The organism is Streptomyces sp. NPDC107581 (assembly GCF_055657175.1).
Genome location: NZ_JBVKBH010000011.1, coordinates 1 through 15,795, shown reverse-complemented (window position 1 = coordinate 15,795; position 15,795 = coordinate 1). Strand labels below are relative to the sequence as shown.

The window sequence follows — 15,795 nt, the reverse complement described above, 5'->3', positions numbered from 1 at the left end:
GCGGCCGTCGTCCGTAGCCGCTGTCAGTCGTGCCGCCGGGCGGCACGGGTGGACGCAGCGGCACCCCGCAAGCACGGGCGGGCGGCCCCCCCTGCCCAGCGGTAGCACCGGGCATCCACTCAGCCCCGGGCCGGTCCGCCGGTGGCGCGGCCTGCTTCTGCCCGTACCGACCGGCCGTGGCGCGACCCAGTCCTCCCCGTACGGTCCGCAAGGTGGCGCGGCCCAGTCCTCCCCGTACGGTCCGCAGGTGGCGCGGCCTAGTCCTCCCCGTACCGGGGATCCACCGTCTCCGGAGTCAGCCCGAGCAGCTCGGCCACCTGCTCCACCACCACCTCGTGCACCAGCGCGGCCCGCTCATCGCGCCCCTTGGTCCGGATCTCCACCGGCCGCCGGTACACCACGACCCGGGCCCGCCGCCCCTCACGCGCGGGGATCACCCCGCCCAGCGGCACCGCCTCGTCGTTCCACTCCTCCGCGCCCCGCCCCTCCAGCCGAGGGACCTCGAGCACCAGGAAGTCGATGTCGGCCAGCTGCGGCCACCGCCGCTCAAGACGCTCCACGGAGTCCTGCACCAGGTCCGCGAACACCTCTGCGCGGCTGGCCGCCAGCGGCACCTGCGGCGGTGCGATCGGCCCCCGCATGCCCCGACCGTGACGATCACGGCGACGAGGCCCGGGGCCGGCGGCGCGGGGCGGTACACGGTTGTCCATCACTGGTGAAGCGTAGTCCCCGCTCGCTCCGCCCCGCCCGGCCCCACGCGCCAAGCCGCCCCCGAGTGCACGGCAACCGGCCACCGATGGCCGCGTGTCGGAGCTTGACCATTCCGGCCAAGGTCTGGCTCGTTTCCGTAACCCTCCAAGACCGCCGAACTCAAGGCAATTGACGTTGTTTGTACCGACTCATGACCATACGCAGCCTCGTCCCGGACCCCGCGCGAACCCGTCCACGCAGGTCAGCAGGGCGTGTTCGGTAGGGTGTGTGGGGTGTTTCACAAGGCGACACGGTGGAGTGACCGGGTGGAGAGTCGTCGCGGCCCGCTCAAGAGTGCGGTACCGTCCAACGTCGTGAGCCCTGTACGTCGCTGTTCGCGCACCGCTTGCGGCCGACCCGCCGTCGCGACGCTGACGTACGTCTACGCCGACTCGACCGCGGTCCTCGGCCCGCTCGCCACCTACGCCGAACCCCACTGCTACGACCTGTGCGCCGAGCACTCCGAGCGCCTCACCGCCCCCCGCGGCTGGGAGGTCGTCCGCCTCCTCGACGCCTCCGCTCCCGCGCGGCCCAGCGGGGACGATCTGGAGGCGCTCGCCAACGCCGTGCGCGAGGCGGCCCGGCCCCAGCAGCGCGCGGCCGAGGCGGGCGGCGGCGGAGGTCGCACCGCGGACCCGATGGAGGTGGCCCGCCGCGGCCACCTGCGGGTCCTGCGCTCCCCGGACAACTGACGCCCCTCCCACCGGCGCTCGGCTCCTGAACGCGCCCCCGTGCAACTCCCCGCCACCCCCGTCCCGGGTTACGGCTGGGGGTCCAGATGGTGTCCGCACACCCCGGCCTCACCCCTGCCGGGTAGTTTGTGGGCACCCATAGGACTTTCAGGAGGGTTGGCCGTGGCTGCTGATCTGTCGCAGATCGTGAAGGCGTACGACGTACGCGGAGTGGTCCCGGACCAGTGGGACGAGCCGCTGGCCGGCCTCTTCGGTGCCGCCTTCGCAGAGGTGACAGGCGCGGCGGCGATCGTCGTCGGCCACGACATGCGCCCCTCGTCGCCCGCCCTGTCCCGCGCTTTCGCGCGCGGCGCGGCGGAGCGCGGGGTGGACGTGACCGAGATCGGCCTGTGCTCCACGGACCAGCTGTACTACGCCTCGGGTGCGCTGAACCTCCCGGGCGCGATGTTCACGGCCTCCCACAACCCCGCCCAGTACAACGGCATCAAGATGTGCCGCGCGGGCGCCGCCCCCGTCGGCCAGGACACGGGCCTCACGCAGATCCGTGAACTGGCCGAGCAGTGGCTGGAGTCGGGCGCCCCGGAGCCCGCCGCCGCGTCGGGAACCCTCACCACCCGCGAGACGTTGGACGATTACGCGGAGCACCTGCGCTCCCTCGTCGACCTGACCTCCATCCGCCCCCTGAAGGTCGTCGTCGACGCCGGCAACGGCATGGGCGGCCACACGGTCCCCACCGTCTTCGCCGGCCTGCCCCTGACCCTCGTCCCGATGTACTTCGAACTGGACGGCACCTTCCCGAACCACGAGGCCAACCCGCTCGACCCGGCCAACATCGTGGACCTGCAGAAGCGGGTCCCGCAGGAGGGCGCCGACCTGGGCATCGCCTTCGACGGCGACGCCGACCGCTGCTTCGTCGTGGACGAGAACGGCGACCCGGTCTCCCCGTCTGCGATCACCGCGCTGGTCGCCGCGCGCGAGCTGGCCCGCAACGGCGGAAGGGGCACGGTCATCCACAACCTGATCACGTCCAGCGCCGTCCCGGAGGTGGTGAAGGAGCACGGCGGCACCCCGGTCCGCACCCGCGTCGGCCACTCCTTCATCAAGGCGGAGATGGCCCGCTCCGGCGCGATCTTCGGCGGCGAGCACTCCGCCCACTACTACTTCAAGGACTTCTGGAACGCCGACACGGGCATGCTGGCCGCCCTGCACGTCCTCGCGGCCCTCGGCGGCCAGGACGGCCCCCTGTCCGCCCTGGTCGCCCAGTACGACCGCTACGCGGGCTCCGGGGAGATCAACTCCACCGTCGCCGACCAGAGGGCCCGCCTCGCCGCGATCCGCGCCGCCTACGAGGGCCGCGAGGGCATTACCCTCGACGACCTCGACGGCCTCACGGTCACCGCGCCCGACTGGTGGTTCAACGTCCGCCCGTCCAACACGGAACCGCTGCTGCGCCTGAACGCGGAGGCGAAGGACGAGGCGACGATGACCAAGATCCGCGACGAGGCTCTGTCGATCATCCGCGCCTGAACGAGGGGCCTGTGCCGGCCAGGGAGCCTGTGCCTGAGCCGCGGAGTGCGTGCCTGAGCGAGGGGGCCTGTGCCTGAGCCGCGAAGTCTGTCGGCTCACGCCCGCCCCTCGCCCCGTCCGCTCTGTGCCGCCGGGGAGCCGTCCCCTCGGGGCCTCGCTTTTCAGCCGGCCGAGTCGGGTGGGTGAGCAGAAAAGTGGGAGTCCAGCAGACGGCGCCCCCCTGGACGGCACGCGAGGCCCAGCCCAACCCCTCCACCAGCGGTACGCTGACCAGCACATCAGCAAGAGACGTACTCGCCCGAAGGGACACCCCATGCCGCTCGAAGCCGGCCTCCTGGAGATCCTCGCCTGCCCGGCCTGCCACGCCCCCCTCAAGGAGCAGGACACCGAGCTGATCTGCACCGGCCAGGACTGCGGTCTGGCCTACCCCGTGCGCGACGGCATCCCGGTGCTGCTCGTCGACGAGGCCCGCCGCCCCGCCTAAGAGGGCCACCGCCCGCACAACGGACCGTCGCGCCCCGTGACGACGAGGCGCCGCGCCGCGTTCGACCCCCGCACAGGACCCCGGCGACCGGAGGCTGCCGCCCATGCTGGACGAATCTCTGCTCGACACCCCGCAGGGCCTCGCCGACGCCGACCGCCGAGGCCTCCTCCGCGGTGCGGCGGAGGCCGGCGCCCGCGTCCGTACCGCCGCCCGGCACGCCGTCGAGGCCGGCGTGGGCCACCTCAAGCCCGACGGCCGCCCCCGCGCGGTCCTCATCGCCGGTCCCGGAGCCGCCGCCACCCACACCGCCGACCTCCTCGCCACCCTGGCCGGCCCCGGCAGCCCCGTCATCCGGCTGGCCCCCACCGGCGTCGCCCCGGCCGCAGGCGCCCTGCGCTGGGAACTCCCGGGCTGGGCCGGCTCCGTCGACCTGCTGCTGATCGCCACTCCCGACGGCACCGAACCCAGCCTCTCCCTGCTCGCCGAGCAGGCCTACCGCCGCGGCTGCTCGGTCGCCGCCGTGACCCCGGCCGGCACCCCCCTCGCCGAAGCGGTGACCGGCGCGCACGGCCTCGCCGTCCCGATGGCGACGGCGCCGTACGACCAGGAAGAGCCCCTCGCAGCGTCCTCGCCCGGTGTCTTCTGGGCCCTGTTCACCCCGCTGCTGGCGCTCCTCGACCGCATCGGACTGCTCAGCGCCGCACCGGAGGACCTGGAGAAGGTCGCCGACCGTCTGGACAACATCGCCGAACGCTGCGGCCCGGCCATCGTGACCTACAGCAACCCCGCCAAGACCCTCGCCGCCGAACTCGCCGACGCGCTGCCCGTCGTATGGACGGAAGGCAGCTCGGCGGGTCCCGCGGGCCGCCGTTTCGCCGCGGCCCTCGCCGAGCTCGCCGGCCGCCCCGCCCTGGTCGCCGAACTCCCCGAGGCGCTCGCCGCGCACAGCGCCCTGCTGGCCGGCCCGCTCGCGGCCAGCGCCGACCCCGACGACTTCTTCCGGGACCGCGTGGAGGAGGCGCCCGCGATGCACGCGCGCGTGGTGCTCCTCCGCGACCGTCCGATCGGCGGCCTCACCGCCGCCCCCGGCGCCCGTGACCTGGCCCTCAGCCACGACACACCCATCAGCGAACTCGAACCGGAAGAGGGCGGCGACCTGGAGACCCTCGCAGAACTGATCGCCATCACGGATTTCGCCGCCGTTTACCTGGCGCTCGCTTCCAGGGCCTGACCTGGCTCCGGGTCGACCGACCCGCGCCCCCACCGGCACACGAACCGGCACCGGCGCCGGCCGAGCAGCGTACGTACGGAGACAGAGAAACCACATGGACCGCCTCGACAACACCGTCCGCCCCTACGCCTGGGGTTCCCCGACGGCCATCCCGCACCTCCTCGGCGTGGAGCCGACCGGCGAACCGCAGGCCGAGATGTGGATGGGCGCGCACCCCGGCGCACCCTCGCGCACCGAGCGCGGGACGCTCGTCGAGGTCATCGACGCGGATCCGGAGCGCGAACTGGGTGCCGGAGCGGTCGCGAAGTTCGGCCCGCGGCTGCCGTTCCTGCTCAAGATCCTCGCCGCCGGCGCCCCCCTCTCCCTCCAGGTGCACCCCGACCTGGAGCAGGCCAGGGAGGGTTACGCCGACGAGGAGCGGCGCGGCGTCCCCGTCGACGCCCCGCACCGCAACTACAAGGACGCCAACCACAAGCCCGAACTGATCTGCGCGCTCACCGAGTTCGACGGCCTGTGCGGCTTCCGCGACCCGCTCGGGACGGCCGACCTGCTCGCCGGCCTCGGCGTCGACTCCCTCAAGCCGTACGTCGACCTGCTGCGCGCCCACCCCGAGGAAGCGGCCCTGCGCGAGGTCCTCACGGCCGTCCTCACCGCCGACCCCGAGGAGATGGCCCACACCGTCGCCGAGGCCACCGCCGCCTGCACCCGCCTCGGCGGCGACTACGCCTCCTACGCCGACATCGCCCACCACTACCCGGGCGACCCCGGCGTCATCGCGGCCATGCTCCTGAACCACGTCCGCCTGCAGCCCGGCGAGGCCCTGTTCCTCGGCGCCGGCATCCCGCACGCCTACCTGAGCGGCCTCGGCGTCGAGATCATGGCCAACTCCGACAACGTCCTGCGCTGCGGCCTGACCCCCAAGCACGTCGACGTCCCCGAACTCCTGCGCATCGTCCGCTTCGAGGCCGGCGACGCGGGCGTGCTGCGCCCCGAGGCCTCCCCGGAAGGCGAGGAGGTCTACGAGACGCCGATCGACGAGTTCCGGCTCTCCCGGTTCGTCCTTTCCGAGGGCGGCTCCGCCCACGACCTCACCCTGGACGCCCCGCAGGTCCTGCTCTGCACGGCCGGTACCGTCCGGGCCGGCGATCATGAACTCGCCCCCGGCCAGTCGGTCTTCGTCCCGGCTGACGAGAAGGCCGAGGTGTCCGGCGCGGGCACGGTCTTCCGCGCCACTGTGATCGTATGACCGGAGCTGTGGACACCTGACGCGCCGCCGCCCGGCCGGGCTGCAAGAATGGCCCACCGGCCAAGCAGGGGCACAGGCCGGGCACACGCCTGGACGGCGTAGACGTACGAGGGCGAAGGGACAACGCGGACACATGAGCGCGTCAGGCGGTACCAAGGCGATCGTGGCGGCACTCGGCGCCAATCTCGCGATCGCGGCATCGAAGTTCGTGGCGTTCGCGTTCAGCGGCTCCTCGTCGATGCTCGCCGAGGGCGTCCACTCGCTCGCCGACTCGGGCAACCAGTTCCTGCTGCTGATCGGCGGCAAGAAGGCCCAGCGCGAGGCCACCCCGCAGCACCCGTTCGGCTACGGCCGCGAGCGCTACATCTACGCCTTCCTCGTCTCGATCGTCCTGTTCTCGGTCGGCGGCATGTTCGCCATCTACGAGGGCTACGAGAAGATCAGCCACCCGCACGAGCTGGAGAACTGGTACTGGCCGGTGGGCGTCCTCGTCTTCGCGGTCATCGCCGAGGGCTTCTCCTTCCGCACGGCCATCAAGGAGTCCAACGAGCTGCGCGGAAGGCTGTCCTGGTCGCAGTTCATCCGCCGTGCCAAGGCACCCGAGCTGCCCGTCGTCCTGCTGGAGGACTTCGGCGCGCTCATCGGTCTGGTCCTCGCCCTCGGCGGTGTCGGCCTCGCCGTGCTCACCGGTGACGGCATCTGGGACGGCGTCGGCACGGTCTGCATCGGTGTCCTGCTCGTCCTGATCGCGCTCGTCCTGGCCGCGGAGACCAAGTCGCTGCTGCTCGGCGAGGCCGCGGGCATCGAGGTGGTCAAGCAGATCGAGGCCGCGATGGTCGACGGCGACACGGTCACCGGCGTCATCCACATGCGCACGCTGCACCTCGGCCCCGAGGAGCTGCTGATCGCCGCCAAGATCGCGGTCCGGCACGACGACACGGCCGCCGAGGTCGCGAACGCCATCAACGCGGCCGAGGCCCGCATCCGCGCCGCCGTCCCCATCGCCCGCGTCATCTACCTCGAACCGGACATCTACAGCGAGGCCGAGGCCGCCAAGGGCCCGGACCCGGAGGCAACCCCGGGCGGCCCGAACCCGCACGCGACCGACCACTGATCCCGGCAACGACGGCCACTGAGCTCCGCTACGACGTCCGACGACTGATCCCGGCAACGACGGCCGCTGAGCTTCGCTACGACGTCCGACCACGACGTCCGACCACGGCGTTCTGCTACGACGTTCCGTTACAACGACCGTTCCGCTACGACGACGGGGCCCGCTCTCAGCCGGCAGGCCCCGTTCGCTGTCCGTACGGCCGTCCTCAGACGGGCTGCACGGGCCAGGGCGCAGCCGGCACGGCCTTCGCCTTCCGCCGGCGAACCGCCAGCGCGCCGATCCCCAGCCCGATGCCGGTCAGGACCATCACCCCGCCGAGGATCAGGGCCGTACCCAGCAGAGCCGGGACCGAACGGTTGTCCGTCACCCGCCCCAGCACCGCGTCCACGGGGACGGTCCCGCCGTGGTCCGCGGCAAAGAAGCGCGAGTCCATCGAGTCGGCCCGGTGGTCGCCCAGCAGGAACAGCCGGCCCTGCGGCACCTTCACGTCGTACGGCCTGTGCACCCCATCGGCGTCGCCCCCGCTCACATAGGGCTCCTTGACCGGCTTCCCGTTCACGGTGACCCGCTCCTCGGAGCCCACGACCGTGCAGCACGCCACGCGGTCGCCGCCCACACCGATCACCCGCTGGACCAGGGCCCCTCCGGACCGGTACCGCTCCGGCGCCGAGAACGCCACGACATCACCGCGCCGCACCTGGCTCCCGTCCACCCGCTCCCACAGGATCCGGTCACCCGGCTGGTACGTCGGCGCCATGCTGTGGCTCGACAGGGTGCCCATGCCGTAGGCGCTCCGGCCGTAGACGAAGGTGCCGATCGCCAGCACCAGCCCCAGTAGCCCCACCACGAGCGCCGCGATTCCCAGTCCCCGCCCTCTGCCTGCCATGTTCGTCCTCCCCGCGCGGTCCGTCCGCGGCGCGGAGAATAGCGGCCCACTGTGAACTCTGTGTGCGGGCACTGCGGGTGGTGTGGACGGTGCAGGCGGTGTGGGCAGGGCCGGAGGCACCAAGGGCGCGGGAAGTACCAGAGGTACCGGAAGTACCGGAGGTACGGGGGGTGCCAGTGGCGTGAGAGGTACCGGAGGTACGGGAGGAGCCAGTGGACGTGAGGGGTGCCAAAGGTGCGGGAAGCGCCAGAGGCGTGGGAGCGCGACATGGGGGAGGTGTGCGGGCCTGAGAGGCGGCCCGCGCACCTCCCGTCAGCTCACCCGACCTCGCCGACCTCGCCGAGCACGTCGAGTACGGCCCGCTCGTCCGCTGCCTCCAACAGCCGTTCCCGGAAGCCGGGGTCCATCAGCTTGCGGGACAGCAGCGCGAGGATCCGCAGATGCTCGTCGCCGGCGGCCGCTTCGGGCACGGCGATCATGAAGACCAGCCGGGCCTTCGTACCGTCGAGCGAACCCCACTCGACGCCCTGAGCCGACCGTGCGAAACCGACGACCGGCGCGGTCACCGCGTCCGTCTTCGCATGCGGGACGGCGATCTCCTCGCCGAGCCCGGTCGTCCCCTGCTCCTCGCGCCGCAGCGCGACAGCCACCAGTTCCTCGACGTCCGCGACCCGGCCACTGCGGCTCAGCAACTCGGCCATCTCGCGGATCGCGGCCTCCTTGCCGTCCGCGGCGAGGGCGGTACTGACCGTGTGCTCCGTGAGGTGCCCAAAGAGCACCTCGGGCACGTCACCGGAGACATCCGCCGCACCTGCCGTCTCCGCGGCGGACGCCGCGTGGGCCACCGACCCCGCAACCAGCGTCGCAGCGCCGACCGCAACGGGTTCCCGCCCGGCCTGCCCGGGGACGGCCGCAACGGCCCCGGCCATCAGGGGCTCGGCCCCGCCGGCCGCTTCGGGACGCCCCCTGCGCTCGGTCACATCCACCAGCGTCACGGTCGTCAGCGCCGTCACCACCGTGCCGATCACCACGGCCACGAAGAACATGGGCACGCCGCTCACCGCGCCCAGCACCGCCACGATCGGCCCGCCGTGCGGCACCGCGTCCTTCACCCCGGCCAGCCCCGCGACCGCACCGGCCACCGCGCCGCCCAGCATGTTGGCCGGAATCACCTGCGCCGGCCGTGCCGCGGCGAACGGGATCGCGCCTTCGGAGATCCCGAAGCAGCCCATGAACAGCGCGGCGAGCCCCGTCTCCCGCTCCTGCTCGGTGTACAGCCGCCTGCGGATCAGCGTGGCCAGACCCTGCCCCAGCGGCATCACCGGAATGGCCGCCGCGCACATGCCCATCACCGTCTGGTTGCCGCTCGCGATGAGTCCCGCACCGAACAGGAACGCCGTCTTGTTGACCGGCCCGCCCATGTCGAACGAGATCATCAGCCCCAGGATCGCGCCCAGCAGCACCGCGCTGGTGCCGGTCATCCCGCCGAGCCAGCTGGTCAGGTGCTCGAACACCCAGGAGATCGGCTTGCCGATGACGTAGATGAAGAACAGCCCGAGCGCCGTCGTCGCCACGATCGGGATGACGATGATCGGCATGACCGGCTGTACGAACTTCGGGACCCGGACCTTCTTGATCCACAGCACCAGATACCCGGCGAGGAACCCGGTCACGATCGCCCCGATGAAGCCCGCGCCCGCCTTGGAGTCGTACAGCGCCCCCGTGTTGGCGATCCAGCCGCCGATCATGCCCGGCACCAGCGCGGGCCGGTCGGCTATGGCGTAGGCGATGTATCCGGACAGGATCGGGATCATCAGCTGGAAGCCGATCCCGCCGATCGCGTTCACATGCGCCCAGAAGGTGCCCTCCGGGATCACATAACCCTTGGCCGTCGCATGGCCGCCGAGCGCCAGCGAGACCGCGATCAGCAGACCGCCGACGACCACGAACGGGATCATGTACGAGACACCGTTCATCAGCGCCTTGTAGACCGTTCCCCGCTCCTTGCCGCCGCCCGTCGGGGCCGCCGGCCCGCCGGTGGAAGCCCGGTCGGGCGTGTGCACCGGCGCCGACCGCACCTGCTCGATCAGCCGCTCCGGGTGGTGGATGCCCTCGGCGACCCCGACCGTCAGCACGCGCTTTCCCGCGAATCGGCTCAGGTCGACGTCCTTGTCCGCGGCGACGATGATCCCGTCCGCGGTTCTGACATCGTTGTCATCGAGGACGTTCTCGGCCCCGATGGATCCCTGCGTCTCCACCTTCATCTCAATGCCGCAGCTCGCGGCGGCCTGCGCGAGTTTCTCCGCCGCCATGTACGTGTGTGCGATGCCGGTCGGGCACGCGGTCACCGCGAGCAGCCTGATCCGCTGCCGCTGGTCACCGCCGGTGCCCGTGGGGGGAGGGCCGGCCGGACTGGTCACGTCGATCTCCTTACGCCTTCGTCACACGAGTCGTCGTCCCTGACGCCCGCGAGGTCGATCGGTTCTCCCGATCTCCCTGCATCCTGCAGCACCCCGCCTCTCACTCATAGGTGCGAAAATTCCAGCTCATCCTGGTCTGTTGGGCTATGCCCCACGCTTTCCGGCCACCGGCCCGCCCCTTCGGCACCCCGGCGCCCGACCTCGGCCGGACCCCTCGATCGGCCCGAAGTGTCCAAAGGCGGACTGGGGTCGGCAGCGTCCTGCGGTGTAGCTTGGAGCAGAGCCAGACGTCGCTGCTGATGGCGGTCGGGCGGTCCAGTACGGACCGACCGAGGGAGAGAGGGCCTCCGACGGACTGCGCTGCGCGGACGTGGGGACAGCTGTGTCCTCTTCTCGGGCACTCCTGTGCCCGCCGCCGCGCAGACCAGCCGTACCCACCTCGACCCAATCCCGAGGAGCAGCTCGCAATGACGACTGTCGACAACCGACAGGACTTCAAGGTCGCCGACCTCTCCCTGGCCGAGTTCGGCCGCAAGGAGATCACCCTCGCCGAGCACGAGATGCCGGGCCTGATGGCGATCCGCAAGGAGTACGCCGAGGCTCAGCCCCTCGCCGGCGCCCGTATCACCGGCTCCCTGCACATGACCGTGCAGACCGCCGTCCTCATCGAGACCCTGGCCGCCCTCGGCGCCCGGGTCCGCTGGGCCTCCTGCAACATCTTCTCCACCCAGGACCACGCGGCCGCCGCCATCGCCGTGGGCCCGAACGGCACGCCCGACAACCCGCAGGGCATCCCGGTATTCGCCTGGAAGGGCGAGACCCTGGAGGAGTACTGGTGGTGCACCGAGCAGGCGCTGTCCTGGCCGGACAGCCCCACCGGTGGCCCGAACATGATCCTGGACGACGGCGGTGACGCCACCCTCCTCGTCCACAAGGGCGTCGAGTACGAGAAGGACGGCAAGGTCCCCGGCCTGGAGACCGCCGAGTCCGACGAGCACCGCGTCATCCTCCAGCTGCTCCACCGCACCCTGGGCGAGAACCCCCAGAAGTGGACCCAGCTGGCCTCCGAGATCCGCGGTGTCACCGAGGAGACCACCACCGGCGTCCACCGCCTGTACGAGATGCAGCGCGACGGCGTCCTCCTCTTCCCGGCGATCAACGTCAATGACGCCGTCACCAAGTCGAAGTTCGACAACAAGTACGGCTGCCGCCACTCCCTGGTCGACGGCATCAACCGCGCCACCGACGTCCTGATCGGCGGCAAGACCGCCGTCGTCTGCGGTTACGGCGACGTGGGCAAGGGCTGCGCGGAGTCCCTGCGCGGCCAGGGCGCCCGGGTGATCATCACCGAGATCGACCCGATCTGCGCCCTGCAGGCCGCGATGGACGGCTACCAGGTCACGACGCTCGACGAGGTCGTCGACAAGGCCGACATCTTCGTCACCACGACCGGCAACAAGGACATCATCATGGCCGCGGACATGGCCAAGATGAAGCACCAGGCCATCGTCGGCAACATCGGCCACTTCGACAACGAGATCGACATGGCCGGCCTCGCCAAGATCCCGGGCATCGTCAAGGACGAGGTCAAGCCGCAGGTCCACACCTGGAAGTTCCCCGACGGCAAGGTGATCATCGTGCTGTCGGAGGGCCGCCTGCTGAACCTGGGCAACGCCACCGGTCACCCGTCGTTCGTGATGTCCAACTCCTTCGCGGACCAGACCCTGGCCCAGATCGAGCTGTTCACCAAGCCCGACGAGTACCCGACCGGCGTCTACGTGCTGCCCAAGCACCTCGACGAGAGGGTCGCCCGCCTCCACCTGGACGCGCTCGGCGTGAAGCTCACCACGCTGCGCCCCGAGCAGGCCGCGTACATCGGCGTGGAGGTCGAGGGCCCGTACAAGTCGGACCACTACCGCTACTGAGTCCGCAGACCCGCCCGCCGGGCGAGTGCGCCGGTGCACCGCCGCGCTCCCCGGCAGCGGGTCCGCAGATCCTCCGAGGCAGGCCCCCGCACCCCCGTGCCGGGGGCCTGCCCCTTTGGCTCTGGCCGGATCAGCTTTGGCTCTGGCCGGATCAGCCCGTCAAGACCCAGGACCCCCATGCCCCGCGGCCGATATTCGCTTCACGATCCGCACGATCACACTCTCCTCGCACAAGAGGACTTCCAGTGCGCCCCCGGCCCGTCGGGATGGCGCTATGTCTCCCAGCTGACCACCCCCGCGGGTGACCACCACGGCTCGGTCGACCTGGCCCTGGACGAGCTCGGCCGCCCCATCCGTCTCGAACTGCACGCGGCGGGCTGGCGGGTGCGCGGCGCCGCCCTCGACGGCGTCACCTGGGTCCGCACCGACCCGACCGGCGTTCATGCCACCGAAGGCACTGTGCGCGCCCACGCCTTCACCGGCACGTCCCCCGCGTTCCTCGTCGCCACTGCCCGTCTCCTGCGCCTCACCCCCTCCTCCTCCGCGACCCGCGTACGCCTCGTGGCCTTCACGGACCCGGTCCTCGCCCCACGCACCCTGGACCAGTCCTGGGCCTTGGTGAACAGCGAAGCACACGCCACTGACAACGCCCCCCTGATCGTGGACGAGTACCAGGTCACGGACCTGGACACGGGCGAGCGCCACACCGTCCACATCGCCGGGGACGTGGTCCTCGCCGCGCCTGGAATCGAGCTGGAGGACCTCCAGTCCCCGCCGTCGACCTTCGACTGACCCGGCAGAACCGGTCCGACAGATCTGATCCGACAGATCTGATCCGACAGATCTGATCCGACACATCCGATCCGACAGATCTGATCCGACACATCCGATCCGGCGGATGCGACCGGTAAAGCTGATCCAGCAGGCCTGAGCCGACAGGGACGCGGACAGGCGCCGGCATAGACAGACAGGGAAGGGGTCTACGCCGGCGGCGCGAATCCGGTGGTCCCGGTACCGGCTCCGGGGCTGGCACCGGTGGCAGGCCGGTGGGGCGGCGCGTCCTCCGGCCGCGGCGGCGTGGTCTGCGCGGCCGGGGCCTGAGGCTGCGGCGAGGCCCAGGCCGCGGTCGTGCTCTCGGCCTGGACCTGGAACCGGGCATCCGACGCAGGTCGGGACCGGTCGGATGGATCGGGGCTCTGGGACCACATCGGCGCCGGAGCCTGGGAGGCGGGAGCTGCGGCCCCCGGCGCAACCGGGCCCGCGCCCCCGAACGCCTGCCGGGCATCGCGAGCCTGCCGTTCATGGACCACGGCCGCCAGGAACGCGGCAGGGTGCTCGCCCTGCGGCGCCGGAGTCCCCGTACGAGCGGCGAGATCGGTCGCGAGCCGCTGCGCCATGTCCCAGGAGACCTGAGGATCGAGCTGCTGCATCCGCGTCAGGTACTGCCGGACCGCAAGCCACAATCCATCCGGTACCGCCGACAGATCCAGGTCGGCGAACCGTCCCGCGAGCCACGGCGGGGGAGGCGGTACGAACGCGGCCTGCCCGACGGGAATCCGCTCACGCACGACGAGGGTGCCGGCGAAGACGTCCCCGAGCCGCCGCCCCCGTGCCGACACCAGCGAGGCGATGCAGGCCACCACCCCGAACGTCATCAGGATCTCGACCACACCGATCGCACCCCGCACCAGGGCGTGCCGGAACCGGATGGGCCCGCCGTCGTCCCGCACCACCCGCAGCCCGAACGCCAGCTTCCCCAGCGAGCGCCCGTGGCTGAGCGTCTCCACGGCGATCGGCCCGCCGACGAGCACCAGCAGAAACGTGGCGATCGACAGGGCGGTCTGCGCCGCGTCGTCCAAGGACGAGGTCGCAGCCGCCAGCGCGATGCTCACGGCGATGTACACGAACATGGCCGCGATCAGATCGAGCAGCACGGCCAACGCCCTGCTCGGCAGCTTGGCCGGCCGCAGTTCTAGCGCCACCGCCTCGCCGGTCACCAGCTCACTCACGCCAGCCGTCCTTCCCCTGGTCTGCCCTGTGGATCGCAAGTCTGCCAAGCTGAGAGCGCATCGCGCCGCAGTAGGACAACCTGACAGCACCCAGAGCATCCACGACGAGCAGTGGACGACCAGCCGAGGAGCAGGCAGACCCGATGGACCTGGACGTCTTCGTCTCCGCACACCGAGCCGAATGGGACCGCCTCGACGCCCTGCTCCGTCGCCAGCGCAGGCTCAACGGCGCCGAGGCCGACGAACTCGTCGCGCTCTACCAGCGCACCGCCACGCACCTCTCGCTCATCCAGTCCAGCGCTCCCGATCCGCAGCTGACCGGGCGGCTCAGCCAGCTGGTGGCACGCGCGCGGAGCGCGGTCACCGGCACCCGCCGCGCCTCATGGCGCGATGCCGCCCGGTTCCTGGGCCAGGGCTTTCCCGCCGCGGTCTATCGCGCGCGTCACTGGTGGGTGCCCACGGCGCTCGTCTCCACCGCCATCGCGATCCTCCTGGGCTGGTGGATAGGCACCCACCCCGAGGTGCAGTCGACCATCGCGGCCCCCAGCCAGCTGCGCGAGCTGACCCGTCCCGGCGGCGAGTACGAGACCTACTACTCGAGCCACCCCGCAGCCTCCTTCGCCGCCCAGGTGTGGACGAACAACGCCCAGGCGGCCGCGATGTGCCTGGTCCTGGGCGTCTTCCTGGGGATCCCTGTCCTTCTGATCCTCTTCGAGAACATGCTCAACCTGGGCGTCGGCTTCGGTCTGATGTCCTCCGCCGGCCGCCTGGACACCTTTCTCGGCCTGGTCCTCCCGCACGGCCTGCTCGAACTGACCGCGGTCTTCGTGGCCGCCGGCACGGGCCTGCGCCTCGGCTGGACGGTCATCGACCCCGGCCTCCGCAGCCGCCGTGCCGCGCTCGCCGAGGAAGGCCGGGCCGCCGTGGGCATGGCGATCGGCCTCGCCCTGGTCCTGTTCGTCTCCGGCGCCATCGAAGGCTTCGTCACCCCGTCCGGCCTGCCCACTTGGGCCCGCATCGGCATCGGGGTCCTGGCCGAGCTGGCATTCCTGACGTACGTCTACGTCCTCGGCGGCCGCGCGGTACGGGCCGGCGAGACGGGTGACCTCGAAGCGGCCGAGCGCAGCGCGACCGTGCCTACGGCCGCCTGATGTGCGTTCGGTGCCTGTGAGCTGCTAGTGTCCTCTTCGCCCCGCAAGACCCGTTGACACGGGTGGAGCGGGGAGGTAGATTCAATGAGTTGCCTAGAACTGGACAGGTTCGGGGCTGATCGTTTAGAATCAACCTGCTTCCCGAGAAGTCGCGAATGCGATTCCGAGGAGCACCCTCCGATTCCTCAGAAATGAGCGGCCGGTTAGACCGGCCAAAAACTTCTGATAAAGTCGGAACCGCCGGAAAGGGAAACGCGAGAGCGAAAACCTGGAAAGCACCGAGGAAATCGGATCGAGAAAAGATCTGATAGAGTCGGAAACACCGAAGGGAAGCCCGGAGGAAAGCCCGAGAGGGTGAGT

At 71.2% G+C, this 15,795-nt stretch carries 13 protein-coding genes; 9 read left to right on the top strand and 4 right to left on the bottom strand.

What is annotated here, in order from left to right; all coding sequences use genetic code 11:
• Nucleotides 1-257: 257 nt before the first annotated feature.
• Nucleotides 258-641, bottom strand: coding sequence for a metallopeptidase family protein (locus ACZ7P3_RS26665; protein WP_472085572.1), 384 nt, complete (start codon nucleotides 639-641; stop codon nucleotides 258-260).
• A gap of 375 nt (nucleotides 642-1,016) precedes the next feature.
• Here ACZ7P3_RS26665 and ACZ7P3_RS26660 point away from each other — a divergent pair, with 375 nt between their 5' ends.
• From ACZ7P3_RS26660 to ACZ7P3_RS26635, 6 genes are all read left to right on the top strand, one after another.
• Entirely contained in the window at nucleotides 1,017-1,442 is a 426-nt protein-coding gene (locus ACZ7P3_RS26660) for a DUF3499 domain-containing protein (RefSeq protein ID WP_472085571.1), read from the top strand.
• Between the two features lie 162 nt (nucleotides 1,443-1,604).
• The gene (locus ACZ7P3_RS26655) at nucleotides 1,605-2,969 is read left to right on the top strand and encodes a phosphomannomutase/phosphoglucomutase (protein ID WP_472085570.1); all 1,365 of its coding nucleotides are present in this window, start codon (nucleotides 1,605-1,607) and stop codon (nucleotides 2,967-2,969) included.
• Nucleotides 2,970-3,282: 313 nt separating this feature from the next.
• Nucleotides 3,283-3,453, top strand: a complete 171-nt coding sequence (locus ACZ7P3_RS26650; protein ID WP_007382472.1) for a Trm112 family protein — start codon at nucleotides 3,283-3,285, stop codon at nucleotides 3,451-3,453.
• 103 nt (nucleotides 3,454-3,556) lie between these two features.
• Nucleotides 3,557-4,684: an SIS domain-containing protein gene (locus ACZ7P3_RS26645; RefSeq protein WP_472085569.1), complete on the top strand. Its 1,128-nt coding sequence runs from the start codon at nucleotides 3,557-3,559 to the stop codon at nucleotides 4,682-4,684.
• 94 nt (nucleotides 4,685-4,778) lie between these two features.
• Nucleotides 4,779-5,930, top strand: a complete 1,152-nt coding sequence (gene manA / locus ACZ7P3_RS26640) for a mannose-6-phosphate isomerase, class I (protein WP_472085568.1) — start codon at nucleotides 4,779-4,781, stop codon at nucleotides 5,928-5,930.
• Between the two features lie 133 nt (nucleotides 5,931-6,063).
• Complete coding sequence (locus ACZ7P3_RS26635; RefSeq protein WP_472085567.1) at nucleotides 6,064-7,044, top strand: cation diffusion facilitator family transporter; 981 nt, start codon at nucleotides 6,064-6,066, stop codon at nucleotides 7,042-7,044.
• Nucleotides 7,045-7,249: 205 nt separating this feature from the next.
• Here ACZ7P3_RS26635 and lepB read toward each other — a convergent pair whose 3' ends face one another.
• Both lepB and ACZ7P3_RS26625 read right to left on the bottom strand, forming a co-directional pair.
• Nucleotides 7,250-7,930 carry a signal peptidase I gene (gene lepB / locus ACZ7P3_RS26630; RefSeq protein WP_472085566.1) on the bottom strand — a complete coding sequence of 227 codons (681 nt, stop codon included), beginning with the start codon at nucleotides 7,928-7,930 and terminating at the stop codon, nucleotides 7,250-7,252.
• Nucleotides 7,931-8,247: 317 nt separating this feature from the next.
• The gene (locus ACZ7P3_RS26625; RefSeq protein ID WP_472085565.1) at nucleotides 8,248-10,350 is read right to left on the bottom strand and encodes a fructose-specific PTS transporter subunit EIIC; all 2,103 of its coding nucleotides are present in this window, start codon (nucleotides 10,348-10,350) and stop codon (nucleotides 8,248-8,250) included.
• 467 nt (nucleotides 10,351-10,817) lie between these two features.
• Here ACZ7P3_RS26625 and ahcY point away from each other — a divergent pair, with 467 nt between their 5' ends.
• Together ahcY and ACZ7P3_RS26615 are read left to right on the top strand one after the other, a co-directional pair.
• Nucleotides 10,818-12,275: an adenosylhomocysteinase gene (gene ahcY / locus ACZ7P3_RS26620; protein WP_472085564.1), complete on the top strand. Its 1,458-nt coding sequence runs from the start codon at nucleotides 10,818-10,820 to the stop codon at nucleotides 12,273-12,275.
• A 177-nt stretch (nucleotides 12,276-12,452) separates the two neighbouring features.
• Nucleotides 12,453-13,067, top strand: a complete 615-nt coding sequence (locus ACZ7P3_RS26615) for a hypothetical protein (protein ID WP_472085563.1) — start codon at nucleotides 12,453-12,455, stop codon at nucleotides 13,065-13,067.
• 188 nt (nucleotides 13,068-13,255) lie between these two features.
• Here the strand turns inward: ACZ7P3_RS26615 and ACZ7P3_RS26610 are convergent, their stop codons facing one another.
• On the bottom strand, nucleotides 13,256-14,284 hold the full coding sequence (locus tag ACZ7P3_RS26610; RefSeq protein ID WP_472085562.1) for an RDD family protein: 1,029 nt from the start codon (nucleotides 14,282-14,284) through the stop codon (nucleotides 13,256-13,258).
• A 143-nt stretch (nucleotides 14,285-14,427) separates the two neighbouring features.
• Between ACZ7P3_RS26610 and ACZ7P3_RS26605 the strand changes: the two genes are divergently transcribed.
• On the top strand, nucleotides 14,428-15,435 hold the full coding sequence (locus tag ACZ7P3_RS26605; RefSeq protein WP_472085561.1) for a stage II sporulation protein M: 1,008 nt from the start codon (nucleotides 14,428-14,430) through the stop codon (nucleotides 15,433-15,435).
• Nucleotides 15,436-15,795: the final 360 nt, after the last annotated feature.

What these genes read in the sequence shown, in the direction of transcription:
- ACZ7P3_RS26665 (WP_472085572.1), bottom strand. Translation starts at nt 641, where the DNA reads ATGCGGGGGCCGATCGCACCGCCGCAGGTGCCGCTGGCGGCCAGCCGC.
- ACZ7P3_RS26650 (WP_007382472.1), top strand. Translation starts at nt 3,283, where the DNA reads ATGCCGCTCGAAGCCGGCCTCCTGGAGATCCTCGCCTGCCCGGCCTGC.
- ACZ7P3_RS26645 (WP_472085569.1), top strand. Translation starts at nt 3,557, where the DNA reads ATGCTGGACGAATCTCTGCTCGACACCCCGCAGGGCCTCGCCGACGCC.
- manA (WP_472085568.1), top strand. Translation starts at nt 4,779, where the DNA reads ATGGACCGCCTCGACAACACCGTCCGCCCCTACGCCTGGGGTTCCCCG.
- ACZ7P3_RS26635 (WP_472085567.1), top strand. Translation starts at nt 6,064, where the DNA reads ATGAGCGCGTCAGGCGGTACCAAGGCGATCGTGGCGGCACTCGGCGCC.
- lepB (WP_472085566.1), bottom strand. Translation starts at nt 7,930, where the DNA reads ATGGCAGGCAGAGGGCGGGGACTGGGAATCGCGGCGCTCGTGGTGGGG.
- ahcY (WP_472085564.1), top strand. Translation starts at nt 10,818, where the DNA reads ATGACGACTGTCGACAACCGACAGGACTTCAAGGTCGCCGACCTCTCC.
- ACZ7P3_RS26615 (WP_472085563.1), top strand. Translation starts at nt 12,453, where the DNA reads ATGCCCCGCGGCCGATATTCGCTTCACGATCCGCACGATCACACTCTC.
- ACZ7P3_RS26605 (WP_472085561.1), top strand. Translation starts at nt 14,428, where the DNA reads ATGGACCTGGACGTCTTCGTCTCCGCACACCGAGCCGAATGGGACCGC.